Genomic DNA, 13,782 nt, shown 5'->3' with positions numbered 1-13,782 from the left:
AGCGTCCGCTGCAACGGCGGAAGCGGAATCTCCGAGAGAAACGCTGGGATAAAGGCAATCAGTCAGTCGCCCTGGGGAAGGGTCGCACGCGAGGGGGGAAGCTGACGTCCCGATCGTCAAAACAACGTCCTCTGATTATCCAGACTGACCGCAGGCCACACGTCTTGGCCGGTTATTATTGAGCGCAGATACTACCCGAGCGATCCCTGGTTTTGCAACCGTTTTTTATGGCTGCGGCGTCATGACCCGATTTCGCAACGCCAAAAGAATCACATCCTGCCAATAGCCGGCGGGGCCTTCGTCATCATCACGGCCAGCGCGCTAGCCGCGAGGTCCCCCGGTTAATCGCTGACGGCGTCACGACCCGCGGCGCAGAGCGCCTGACACAGGCGTAACACCGCGTAGCGGTGTTACGAGACGACCGACAGTCGCCGACCGGAGGTCGGCGCTCCCAGGGTCAATGCATCTCCTCGCCGTAATAGTTGTCGGTGTAGTTCTCGAACTTGGTGTATTTGCCCAGGAAGGCGAGGCGCAGCGTGCCGATCGGCCCGTTACGCTGCTTGGCGATGATGATCTCGGCCACCCCCTTGTCTTTACTCTCGGTGTTATACACCTCGTCGCGGTAAATGAAAGCGATCAAGTCTGCATCCTGTTCGATGGCGCCGGAATTATGACTGACAATACCGTCCGCGAGCCAACTGGCCGGTCCCGGCACCGTCAGGTCATAGACCTCCTCCTCGCCCGCGGGCTCCACCACCAGCACCCGGTCCCAGAACAGGTCGCTCTGCGCCTGCTCAACAACGCCAGGGTTGCTCAGGGATGCGGTATCCGCACCGACCCGCTCCAGTGCATGGAACTGTTGCTCGGCGTCGATCGCCGGCCGACGCTGCGGCGCCTGCGGCTCCTGCTGGAACCGGGACAAGGCCAGGCAATCACCGGCACCCAGTTGACCCACGGTCTTCCAACCGTCACCGGCGAACAGGCGATGTTCCGCCGTGGCACGGATGGAACGCCCGCTGGCGAGGCGCACCCGCCAGACCGGGCGCCGGCCCACCGCCCAAATGCGGTCGGACTCCGCTTGGACCAACTTACCTTGTGCATCCACTGCAATCACTTGGGCCGTGGTGCCGACCAATTCCTGGATCGGTACCCGCCGCCCGTCCGCCAACACCACCGGCGTATCGCCGGTCACGCATTCGCGCAGGTCCGACATCACCGGCCGCTTGTTCGGCCGCTGCTCCAGGCTGCGGTTGAGCTGTGAAAGCGCAATCACCGGCACCGATAGTTCCTTGGCCAGGGCCTTGAGTGAGCGTGAGATTTCCGAAATCTCGGTGGTCCGGTTCTCATTCGACCCCGGGACCTGCATGAGCTGGAGATAGTCGATCACCACCAGTCCCAGATCGCCATGCTCACGCTTGAGCCGCCGCGCGCGGGCGCGCAATTCGGTCGGTGAGAGTGCCGGCGTATCGTCGATGAAGAGCGAGGCCGCGGCCAGGATATTGACCGCGGAGGTCAGGCGCGGCCATTCGTCGTCCTCCAGCTTGCCGGTGCGTACCCGATGTGAATCGATGCGCCCCAGCGAGGCCATCATACGCATCGCCAGCGCATCGCCCGGCATTTCCATACTGAATACCGCCACCGGCTTGCCACCCTGGATGGCGGCGTGCTCGGCCAGGTTCATCGCGAAGCTGGTGTTGTGGACGCAGATGTCATTGGCGATGAAGTTGTGGGTTTCCGGGATGGTCAGGTCGTAGACCTGGCGCGGACCCATGGGTTCAATGGCAACGATCTCGTCCCATATCAAGTCGCAATTGGTCTGCTCCCGTCGTCCTGCCAATGCCTGGCGGACGCGCTCCAATGCCGACTCCTTGGAAAAGATGCCGATCTCGGCCATGAAGGTCTGAATGGATCCGGGGTCGGTGATATCCAACTGCCAGGCAATCGCCGGCCCATTCGGCCCCTTCATCTCGCGCCGACGCAGTTTGGCGATGATCCCAAAGCGCAGCAACAGGTGCTGGACCTGCCGACCGAGCCGCTCGGCTACCGTGGCGTATCCGAGTTGGGACTGACCAGTGGCAAGCACCGTGGCCCAGCCGTCAGTGGCAAACAGCCGATTGAGGAACACCGCCAACTGCGCCTTGGGCAGCCGAAAAACCGGTTCCGGAACGAACTTTCCATGTGCGCCCTTACCCCAGAGGCCCAGCCCATCCAGCCAGCGGGTCAACGCATTCTGGGCATTCTTGGAGGCGCCTTCGCGCCCGTCCGGCAGCCACCCGGCCAGCTGACCGCCAAGCAGGCGCTCCAGCCCATCGAAGAGTGCCGCGCCGGGCATGGTGCGCCCCTTCGTCCAATTGCAGACACTCGCTGGACTGGCATCCAAGGCCAGGGCCAATTCACGCTGGGACCAACCCAGGCGGGCAATGGCCTGCGTGAGCGACTGGCCAAAGTGGCTGCGCCCGTCGGCGATCCGCTCGCGGTCGGCCGAGACGCAAATGTCCGTGGTGCGGGTGCGACGCTCCCGGATCACCGCGCGCACGCCACCGAAGGCCGCCACCGCCTCCACAAAGTCGGCCTGGATGCGCGGGTCCGCATTGGTGAGCTTGGGCGAGGCCGCGGTCAGGCAGCCGTCACCAATCAAGTAACCGAGCAGCCGGACCTCGCAGTCGCGCAGCGGCGTGTTGCCGAAGACCGGCAGGCGGCGCGGCACGGCCACCGCCTCACCCACCGCCAGTTCGGCCAGCGGACGCCAGCCGGTCGGGGTCAGATAGGGGTGACTCGCGGTGGTCTCGATCGCACGCCCCAGACGGGTCGTGACCCGGAACACCGGCTTCATGCCATCGTCCACATAGGCCGTCGGCTCCACTGGATGCAGACGCCAATCGTCACCCAGGGTCAACAGGCGCGCCCGCCGCCGACCCACGATGGTCTCGATGGTCTCGACACTGCCGTCATCCAACAGGATCTCGGTGCCGGCCTCCACGCACTTGCCCATCGACGGGCGCCCCGCCACGATGATCAGGTCCGAGGGCTGGAGTCCGGAGGTCATCAGGTCGAAGTCGGTGAAGCCGGTGGACAGCCCGGTGATGGGCTCGTCGCGCCGATAGAGGTCGTCGATACGCTCCACCGCCTTGGTGAGCAGGGCCTTGATGGGCTGGAAACCGGCGCCGCCGCCGCGGGTCTCCTGCTCGGCGATCTCGAACACCAGCCGCTCGGCCATGTCCAGCAGTTCGCTGGCGTCCCGACCGGCCGGGTTGTAGCCGCTATCGGCGATCTCGGTGCCGGCGGCGATCATCTGGCGCAGCACCGAGGTCTGGCGCACGATCTTGGCATAGGCCTTGATGTTGGCCGCGCTCGGGGTCTCGTTGACCAGGGTGCCGAGATAGGAGAGCCCGCCGGCCGCCTCCAGTTGCTCGGTGCGCTCCAGGGTCTCGGCCAGGGTGACCACGTCGAACGGCTGGTCGGCCCCGGCGAGCTTGGTGACGGCACGGAAGATCAGGCGGTGCTCACGCCGGTACAGGTCCCCCTCCACCACCATGTCGGCGATGCGGTCCCAGGTGCTGTTGTCCAGCATGAGACCGCCGAGCAGGGATTGCTCGGCGTGGATGTTGTGGGGCGGGACGCGCAGGCTCTCCATGGCGGCGTCTGGATAGTGCCCCAGGGGCTCCTGGTCGGTCGGATCGTGCATAGTTCCCTCGGCGGGCGCGCACCGGCGGCATGACGCTCGGCGATGGCTCAATGAATGGCAAAGCCGCCCCAGCGCCCGGACCCCTGGTCGGGTGGGCGCGCACGGTCGCACTGGGGGACGGGATAGCCGGGGATTGTGGCCCCTGCCCCACGGGGGGACAAGGGGCAGATTGCAGGGCAGTGCGCCCCAGAAAGGGCAGTTCTCACGCCAAGGCGCCAAACTCGCCAAGGGTGCTCAGTGCAGTATCGGCATTGGACCATGGCCCGGCGGGTGATCCGGTGACTTGATCTACGCGATTGTATTTCTTGGCGAGCTTGGCGCCTTGGCGTGACACAAATAGACCTTGTAGATTCAGCCCCCGGCGGCGCCCAGGACACGTTCAGTGGTGCCCAAGGCATAGGGCTGGCCGTCGCGATCGAGCAAGAGCGTGGCCACCAGCGACACCTCCAACTCACGCCCGTCCTGAGTGCTGCGCCGGGTGCGGTACGGCTCCAAGGGCCGGCCGGCGGACGGCTCCCCAGCGGCGCGCAACTGGGCCAGCATCAGTTCATAGTCCGCCAGCGCGGCGTCCGGGATCAGTTGACGGATGTTGAGCGACAGGGCCTCGCCCTCGGTATAGCCATAGACGCGCACCGCGGCCGGGTTCCAGGCCAGGATGCGGCCATCGAACTCCTGCACGGTCATGGCGTCCATCGCATCGCGCACCAGCACCACCAGCCGTCGCTCCTCGGTCAGGGCCGTGCGCAGCCGCTCGGCCTCCTTGATCTCGTCGATCTCCATGAAGGTGATTACCGCCCCATCGATGCGATGGTCCAGGGTCTTATAGGGCCGCACCCGCACCGCATACCAGTGCCCGGCGTTGTCCTGCAGCTCCATGGTCTCCACGCTCAGGCGGTCGATCACGCGGCGCACCAGGGCCTCCAGATGCGGAACCTCGATGTTCGGCTTGATGTTACCGATGGGGCGTCCGAGGTCGGCGGCGATCAGATTCAGCAGGCGCTCGGCCTGGGGGGTGAACTGGCGGATACGCAACTCGTTGTCCAGCATCAGGATCGGTAGATTGATGCTGGACAGCATATTGGTGATGTCATTATTGGCAGTGGCCAGGGCCGCATTGCGATGCTCCAGCTCGTCATTGACCGTCACCAGCTCCTCGTTGGTGGACTGGAGCTCTTCCTTGGCCGTCTCCAGCTCCTCGTTGGTGCTCTGCAACTCCTCGTTGGCCGATTGGATCTCCTCGTTGAGCGAGCGTAGCTCCTCGTTGGTCCCCTCCTGCTCGGCGATGGCCGCCTGGAGATAGTCGCGGTTGCTGGCCAGCTCACGCTCCAGGGTGGCGATATAGTCGTCGCCCCCGACCCGCGCCGCGCCCTGACCCGCGGCCGGCGCGACGCTGGGCGCCGACCCGGTCTCCTCGAACAACACCAGCAGGCAGGGCTCGCCATTCACCGGCGTATGCAGCGGCAACACCTGGATGTCGACCACCCCCTCACCGCCATCGCGCTCATAGGCCACGGCCGGCATGCGCACCGCCGCCCCCGACTGCTGCGCCTGCGCCAGGGCAGCGCGCAGGGCCACGAACAACCGCCGACCGGCCATCTTGAGCAGATTCAGGCTCGCCGCCCCCGGGGTCGGGTCCAGATAGCGCCCGACCTGGCCACGGAAGTGCAGGATCTCCAGGTCGGTGCTCACGATCACCCCCGGCGGACTGTAGCGGGCCAGGATCAGATCATCCGCCTCCTGTTGGGGGTGGCGCCCCAGTCCGCGCGGTTTGGGCAACGGGGGTTCCGCCAGTCCGTCCTGCACCGGGGTACGCGGGGTGAACTCATAGCCCAGACGCCCGGCGACCGATTTTTTACCGTAGATCTTCGATGGCTGATCCACCAAGGCGAACAGGTCCGCCTGATGACCGATGGTCTCCGAAGGCCCGAGCATCAGGAACCCAGTCGGCTCCAGCGCATAGTGGAACACTTGCAAGACCCGCTTCTGCAATACCGGACCAAAATAGATCAGCAGGTTGCGGCAGGACACCAGGTCCAGACGGGAGAACGGGGGGTCCTTGACCACATTCTGGACCGCAAAGATACAGAGATCCCGCAAGGCCTTGCTCACCTGATAACCGCCGCTCACCTTCACAAAGAAGCGCCGCAACCGCTCCGCGGACACCTCGGCGGCAATCCGCTCCGGATAAACCCCACGGCGCGCCGTAGCAATCGCCTGCTCGTCGATGTCGGTGGCAAAGACCTGGATGGTGGCGATGGCGGGGGGCACCGCCTGGGCGCCCGCCTCCTCACCCAAATATTCGAGCAGGGTCATGGCCAGCGAGTACGCCTCCTCCCCGGTCGAGCAGGCCGGAACCCAGACCCGCACCTGGTTGGGGAACTCCGGTTGGGCCACCGCCCGCGCCCGATAGGCGGCGAAGACCCGCGGCAGCACCTTGGCGCGCAGTGTGGCAAAGGCATCCGGATCGCGGAAGAAACTGGTCACCTGGATCAGCATATCCTGGAACAGTGCGTCCAGCTCCGCCGGGTTGCCCTGCAGAAAGCGCACATAGTCGGCCAGGCGCTCCAGCTTGTGGACCAACATGCGCCGCCGGATGCGTCGCCGGATGGTGGTTTGCTTATAGAGTGCGAAGTCGTTACCGCTGCGCGAGCGCAGCAGCAGATAGATCTTGCTCAAGGCGTTGGTCGCGGCATCGCCCGACAGCGGCTCATCCGCCAACAGGCGCTGACGCAGCAAGGGGTGCCGGGCCATGCGCGCCAACTCCTGGGCGATCTCCTCCGGCGGCAGTACCAGGTCCGCACAACCGGCCGCCACCGCGCTCCCGGGCATCCCCCAATAGGCCGAGCTCTCCTGATCCTGCACCAGGGTGAGCCCGCCGGCGGCCTTGATCGCGGCCAGGCCGGCGGTGCCGTCCGAGGCGGTGCCCGAGAGCACCACCCCGATCGCCTGGTCGCCCTGGTCCTGCGCCAGGCTGCGCAGGAAGTCGTCCACCGGCAGGTGACGCCCGCGCTCGGTGATCCGCTCCAGGATCTGCAGCCGCCCGTGCAGGATGCCGAGCGTGACATTGGGCGGAATGGTGTAGAGATGATTGGGCTCCACCGCCAGGCCGTCGGTGGCCTCGGCGACCGGCATCCGGGTGGCGCTGCCGATCAGCTCCGCCAGCAGGCTGCGGTGCTGGGGGTCCAGGTGCTGAACCAGGACAAAGGCCATGCCGGTATCGGTCGGCAGGTGCTCCACCAGCCGCCGATAGGCCTCCAAACCGCCGGCCGAGGCGCCGATCCCCACCACCGGACAGCCGGGGGGCGCTTCCGCGGGCGTGTCCGCGCCCCCATTTCCGATCTCATCGACGCGCCTGTCGCCGGCCTCAGCGGCCGGCGCGGCAGCCGGTGACCCGGTGGCGTCGGGGTTCTGCGTTGGTTCGGACATACAAATGGCTCCTGGGTTCGCTGTGTGGTGCCGGCGCACCCGCTGTTCGACCGCCACAAGGCCGCGTGGCGCGCGAGTCGATGGATAGGATCAACACGATTTCGCAGGATTATCAGAGCATGGACCGCTCCGGCCATGACCTGCAATGTAAAATGCAGTAAAACGCTGCGAAATCGGTATGGTCCTGTTATTTTACGCCCCGGCGGCTGGAGCGGCTAACGGCCGTGGCGCCCGCAGCACCCCGAACGATGTGTCAATTACCCTAGCAGGCTGTCGGACTTAGTGATGCAACCGATTGAATGCAAAGAGTTTCCTCTTTTGCGCCAAAAAGTCGTTTTCCTGTTTAATCAATCGGTTACGCCATCAAGTCCGACAGGCTGCTAGGCGTCTGCGACCACCATGCCCTCCCCCCCCCCCCCCCCCCCCCCCCCCCCCCCCCCCCCCCCCCCCCCCACCCCCCCCCCCCCCCCCCCCCGCATCGGCATCCCCAATGACTGTCCTTAAGGACCTGTCCGACCGCTCACTCACGCAAGTCCTGGCCGCCCTGCGCCAGGAGGTGCAGGAGTCGACCGACCTGCGACAGGTGGTACACGACTTGCATGTCCACCAGATCGAGTTGGAGCTTCAGAACCGGGAACTGCGCGCCGCCCAGCAGGCCCTGGAGGAGTCGCGCGACCGCTATGCGGACCTCTATGACTTCGCCCCGGTGGGTTATGTCACCCTCCAGCGCAACGGCCAGGTCACCCAGATGAACCTGACCGCCGCCCGCTTGCTGGGGCGGGAGCGCGGGCGCACACCGCTGCTGTTCCTCGGTACACGACTCGACCCCAGGGCCGGGAGCCGCCTGCTCAGTGCCCTGGCGCGGGTGCTGGAGAGCGGGGAGCCGGAGTCGCTCGAGGTCGGTCTGCGCCCGCCGCCGCCGGCGACCCAGACGCGCGACCTGCGACTGCTGATCGAGCGCGCGGCGCCGCCACCGGCAATGGTCGAGCCGCCGGCCTGCCGGGTGGTCCTGCTCGATGTCACCGAGATCAAGCAGGCCCAGGCCGCGGTGATGGCCGAGCGCCAGTTCCTGCAAGCGGTCATCGACGGGGCCGGCGACCCCTTGCTGGTCGTCACCCCGGATTACCGGGTCCTGCTGATGAATGCAGCGGCGCGGGCGGCGGCCGGCAGCCGCACCGGCACGGCGACCCAACCACTGACCTGCTATCTGGCGACGCATGGGCGCGACACCCCCTGCGCCGGCCTCGAATCCCCCTGTCCGGTGCGCAGCGTGCTGGCCAGCGGCCAGCCGACCAAGGTGGTCCATCGGCACCGGGAGGCGAATGGGGAGGAGCGCGCGGTGGAACTGCTCGCCTCCCCCTTGCGGGGCCCCCAGGGCGAGGTCCTGGGCGTGATCGAGTCCGCCCGCGATATCACCGAGCACCTGCGGCTCACCGCACAACTCCAGGAGCGTGAGGAGCAACTCGAACACCTGGCCGAGCACGACCCGCTCACCGGGCTGCCCAACCGGCGGCTGTTCGCCGACCGCCTGACCCAGGCCATGCGTCGGGCCCACCGGGAGCGGCATCAGGTGGCCCTGCTGTTCCTGGATCTCGACGACTTCAAGGGCATCAACGATCGCCTGGGGCACGCCGCCGGGGATTGCATCCTCCAGCAGGCGGCGCAGCGCATGCGCGCCCTGGTGCGGGAGGGCGATACGGTCGCCCGCCTGGGCGGCGATGAGTTCATCGTCATCCTCGGGGCGCTGGAGCGGGGCGACGCCGCCGCCCGGGTCGCCCAGGCGCTGGTCGAGGCCTTCGCGGCGCCCTTTGAGTTGGACAGTCAACGGCTCCGCGTCACCGCGAGTATCGGCATCAGCCTCTATCCGCAGGACGGCACCGACGTGGACACCCTGGTGCGCAACGCCGACTCGGCCATGTATCTGGCCAAGGCCCAGGGTCACGACACCTTCCGTTTCTACACCCAGGAGATGACCGAGCGCGCACTGGCCCATGTAACCCTGGAGACCGCCCTGCGCCAAGCCCTCGACCAGCGGGAATTTGTACTCCACTACCAGCCCCAGCATGAGCTCGCGAGCGGACGGATCGTCGGGCTGGAGGCACTGATCCGCTGGCACCATCCAACCCTCGGACTGGTTGCACCGGATCGTTTCATCCCGCTCGCCGAAGCCACCGGGCTCATCGTACCCATCGGCGCCTGGGCGATGCGCACCGCCGCCGCCCAGATGCAGGCCTGGCAGGCCCAGGGGTTGCTCGCGGGGGTGGCCGTGACGGTCAACCTGTCGAGCCGCGATCTGAGCAATCCGCACCTGACGCAGGACATCGGCGCCATCGTCGCCGAGCTCGGCCTGCCGCCCGGCACCCTGACCGTGGAGGCGACCGAGACCTGGATCATGGCCAACCCAGAGGCCGCGGCGGAGAATATCCGACGCCTGGCGAAGCTGGGCATCGCAGTGGGCATCGACGACTTCGGCACCGGTTACTCGTCGCTCGCCACCCTCAAGCGCCTGCCGGTGCGCGCGCTCAAGATCGACCGCTCATTCGTGGCCGGACTGCCGGGGGGCGCGGACGACCGGGCCATCGCGACGGCCATCCTCACCCTGGGTCGGGCACTGAATCTCACGGTGATCGCCGCGGGGATCGAGACCCGGGCCCAGGCGGACTGTCTAAAGGCCGCCGGCTGCCGCATCGGCCAGGGCTTCCTCTACAGCCGCCCGCTCCCAGCGGCGGCCTGCGCGGCCTATTGCCGCGAGGCCGCGGCAATGGTTTAGTGAGCGCTTACGCGCGCCCATGGGCGCGGCGTCTCGCCGCGATTGAGCCCCGGCTGTCGACCGAGGCTTCATCGTGCCGGGACGGCGCTCCCACCGCGCCAGGGTCTATACTGACGCCTACCAAGCCGGTTCGTCGCCCGCCGCGGGTCCCGAACCGCCCCACTCACCAATCCAGCGCGAGCGCCGCATGGCCACCCTTCAAGACCTCTCCGACCACGCACTGTCCGAGATCCTCGCCGCGCTGCGGCAAGAGACCGTTGAAGTCACCGATTTGCGGCGCGCGATGCAGGACTTCCAGATCCACCAGCTTGAGCTGGAGATCAAGAACCGGGAGCTGCGCTCGGTCCAACAGGCCCTGGCGGAGTCCCGGGACCTCTACGACTTCGCCCCGGTGGCCTATGCGACACTCGACCGCCGCGGCCGGGTCACCCGGATGAACCTGGCCGCCGCCCGCCTGCTCGGCGTGGCGCACGAGCGCACCACCAGCCTCTTTCTGAGCTCCCGACTCGCCCCCGGTGGGATGTGGCTCCTGCTCGCCGCCCTGGAGCACGTCTTGGACACCGGCGAGGAGCAATCGATCGAGGTGGACCTGGCCGCGGAGGCAGAGCACCCGCGCACCCTGCGGCTGGTGATCCACCGTGGACCGGATGACCCGCCCACCTGTCTGGTGGCACTGCTCGATCACACCGAGCAGCAGCGGCTCGCCAAGCAGTTACAGGAACGCGAGCACGACCTCGTACAGCTGGCCCACCACGACGCACTCACCGCGCTGCCCAACCGACTGTTGTTCGTCGACCGCCTGGCCCAGCTGCTGCGTCATGCCCGTCGGGAGCAACACCAGGTCGCCCTCTTGTTCCTGGACCTGGATGGACTAGCCAACATCAATGACAGCCTGGGGCACCCGATCGGGGATCGGGTGTTGCAAGAATCGGCCCGGCGCCTGCGCGAGCAGATGCGCGATGACGACACCGTCGCCCGCTTCGGCAGCGATGAGTTCACCATCGTCCTGGGGTCCATGGAGCGCGGCGAAGACGCCGCGCTGGTGGCAGAAAAGCTGCTCGATGCGTTCAAGGAACCCATCGAGTTCCCTGATCGCTCGCTCTATGTGACGGTGAGCATCGGCATCAGCCTCTACCCCCAGGACGGCGCCGACGTACACACTCTGGTGCGCAACGCCGACGCGGCCATGCACCAGGCCAAGGCGCACGGCCGCGACTGCTTCCAGTACTATTCGCAGGAGATGACGACCCGCGCCGTGGCCCAGTTCTCGGTGGAGACGGCCCTGCGCCAGGCCCTGGCCAAGGGGGAGTTTGTACTCCATTATCAGCCCCAGCACGATCTCGCGACCGGGGCGATCGTCGGGATCGAATCATTGATCCGCTGGCGCCACCCCCAGCAAGGGATGATCGGTGCCGAGCGGTTCATCCCGCTCGCGGAGTCCAGCGGACTCATCATCCCCATCGGCGCCTGGGTGATCCGCACCGCCGCCGTCCAATTGCATACCTGGCGCGAGCATGGGCTGCTGGCCGGCGTGACCCTGTGGATCAATCTGTCGCACCGCGAACTGCGCACCGCCAACCTGGCCGAGCGCATCGCCGCCACCCTCACCGGGGTCCATCTGGAACCCGGCGCCCTGGCAGTCGAGATCAACGACGGCAAGGCCTTGGCCGAATCCGCCTCGGCGCTCGCGAACATCCGACACCTGATCGAGCTGGGGATCGCGGTCACGATCGACGACTTCGGCACCGGCAATACCTCGCTCGCCTCACTCAAACGGCTGGCGGTGCGCGGACTCAAGATCGACGGATCAGTCGTCCACGGACTTCCGGGGGACGCGAACGACCAGGCTATAGCGCGCGCCATCATCGTCCTGGGCGAGGCGCTGGGGTTAAGGGTCGTCGCCGAATGCATCGAGACCGCCGAGCAGGCACAGTCGCTCAAGGCCGCCGGCTGCCGGATCGGTCAGGGTTACCTGTTCACCCGGGCGCTGCCGGCGAGCGAGTTCGAGGAGTATTGCCGTCGCATTGGCACCCCGCAGGAGTAATTCTGCAAATGAACCTATTTCAATCGCTGGCTCACATCAGAGGCATTCATCATGATTGGTCTAAAACCGCGATGCAATGGTCCGCAGGGGCGGCTCGGCCTTCTGTGCGTTGCACTCTCTTTGCCCTTGGCGACACCGCTCACTGCCGCCACCATCCGAGTCGATGACGACAACACGACCACTGTCCAGCAGGGTACCGTGCAGTATCCTTATAATTCGCTACAGATTGCCATCGACCAGGCTGCCAACGGCGACACCATCCAGGTGGCCCGCGGAACTTATGGTAACATAGACAACAAAAACAAGGCACTGACTCTACTCGGCGGCTATCCGGGCGCGACCGCCACGGATTATCAGGCCGGCGTGGGCGGAGACTTCGTACAGCAGAGCGCCATGCAGGGCGGCGACACGATAATCAGCGGAGGCGCTGCACAGATCGGCGTGACCCTGACCCGCAACACCCCAGACGCGGCGTTTTTTCTGATATTTGATCGCTTGACGGTCAGCGCCAGCCGCAAGGGCATCCTGTGCGACAACGCCGTCTCCTGGCCGCAGGCCAAAGATGTCACCATCAGCAATAGCATCATCGAAAACAACGGCCTGCCAGGCGATATATCCCTCGGCGCGGGCATTCTGCTATGCGGCGAGAATGCGACGATTATCAACAATCTCATTCGTAACAATCAGGGCGGACGCGGAGCCGGGTTAACGACCTTAGGCAGCGTTATGAATGTGTTGATCAAGGGCAACCGGATCGAAAACAACATCTGTTACGACGATCATGGCGGCGGCATTTATCTCGCCGGCACGGCCATTCTGGAAGATAATCTGATTAGCGGCAACCGGATTGATCTCGGTTACGGATGGGGGGGCGGGGTGCTCATCCTCGGGACCGCGAAAATGTCCCGGAACATCATCACGGACAACTATGCCCCAACCTATGGCGGCGGTGTCTTTATCGATGAGGGCGCAACCGCCGAACTGGACCATGAATTGATCTATCGCAATCGCATTGCCGTTGGCGGGTATGGCGGCGCGGGGCTAGCTGTCGACAATGGCGCCCCGGGTCCATCCCACCTCACACTCACCAACAGCACGGTGGCGGAGAATGTCTCAGACAACCGGTTCGGCGGCAGCGGTCTCTATATCGACAATGTCTCAACGGCCACCGTCAGGAACTCTGTCTTCTGGGGCAATGGCACTGATTTTTATGTGCGGACGGGAAGCAGCCTGAGTGTGACCTATTCGTTAAGCCAACAGGGTTGGAGCGGGGCCGGCAATCTGTCGCAGGATCCGCTGTTTGCCAATCCCACCACCGGCGATTTCCATTTGCGCTCGCGGGCGGGACGCTACAATCCGGCCACGGCCAGCTGGGTCATCGATGCCGAGCACAGTCCGGCCATTGACGTCGGCGACCCCAGCGCCGCCTTCGTCAACGAACCGGCACCCAACGGGGCCCGGGTCAATCTGGGCGCCTTCGGGAATACCGCACAGGCAAGCCTCAGCGATGGCACGCCGCCCACTCACCGATTGACCCTGACCAATCGCGGGGGCCCGCTCGGCAGGGTCGTCAGCACCCCGGCGGGAATCCTTTGCGGCACCACCTGCAGCGCCTTGTTCGTCGCGGGGACCCAGGTCGTCCTGACCGCCTCAGCCACGCCCGGGTCGGTCTTCACGAGCTGGGGCAATGCCTGCCAAGGACGCCAAACCGACTGCATCGTGACACTCAGCGAGGATCGTCTAGCCACGGCCACGTTCATGACACCGGGCAAAGGCGGCTGGTGGCGAGCGATGCCATGGCTGAAACAATGATTGCCCGCTAGCAGGCTGTCGGACTTAGTGATGCAACCGATTGAA

Annotated in this window: 5 protein-coding genes; 3 read left to right on the top strand and 2 right to left on the bottom strand. The window is 65.9% G+C overall.

The features are described 5' to 3' along the window. Positions 1-457 precede the first annotated feature (457 nt). Together dnaB and QZX93_RS24850 are read right to left on the bottom strand one after the other, a co-directional pair. Positions 458-3,685, bottom strand: coding sequence for a replicative DNA helicase (gene dnaB, locus QZX93_RS24855; RefSeq protein ID WP_295392136.1), 3,228 nt, complete (start codon positions 3,683-3,685; stop codon positions 458-460). A gap of 351 nt (positions 3,686-4,036) precedes the next feature. Continuing rightward, positions 4,037-7,111, bottom strand: coding sequence for a chemotaxis protein CheB (locus QZX93_RS24850; protein ID WP_295392137.1), 3,075 nt, complete (start codon positions 7,109-7,111; stop codon positions 4,037-4,039). A gap of 490 nt (positions 7,112-7,601) precedes the next feature. Here QZX93_RS24850 and QZX93_RS24845 point away from each other — a divergent pair, with 490 nt between their 5' ends. The 3 genes from QZX93_RS24845 to QZX93_RS24835 all read left to right on the top strand — a co-directional run bounded on the left by QZX93_RS24845 (position 7,602) and on the right by QZX93_RS24835 (position 13,737). After that, a complete protein-coding gene (locus QZX93_RS24845) occupies positions 7,602-9,881 on the top strand; it encodes an EAL domain-containing protein (protein WP_295392139.1) in 2,280 nt (759 codons plus the stop codon). A 187-nt stretch (positions 9,882-10,068) separates the two neighbouring features. Next, positions 10,069-11,925 carry an EAL domain-containing protein gene (locus tag QZX93_RS24840; protein WP_295392141.1) on the top strand — a complete coding sequence of 619 codons (1,857 nt, stop codon included), beginning with the start codon at positions 10,069-10,071 and terminating at the stop codon, positions 11,923-11,925. A 51-nt stretch (positions 11,926-11,976) separates the two neighbouring features. Continuing rightward, positions 11,977-13,737 (top strand): nitrous oxide reductase family maturation protein NosD, encoded by a 1,761-nt coding sequence (locus QZX93_RS24835; RefSeq protein ID WP_295392143.1) that lies wholly within the window; start codon positions 11,977-11,979, stop codon positions 13,735-13,737. The last annotated feature ends 45 nt before the right edge of the window (positions 13,738-13,782 follow it).

The organism is uncultured Thiodictyon sp. (assembly GCF_903946935.1).
Taxonomy (GTDB): domain Bacteria; phylum Pseudomonadota; class Gammaproteobacteria; order Chromatiales; family Chromatiaceae; genus Thiodictyon.
Note: the sequence above shows the minus strand (reverse complement) of the source record. Positions and strands in the feature narration are given on the sequence as shown.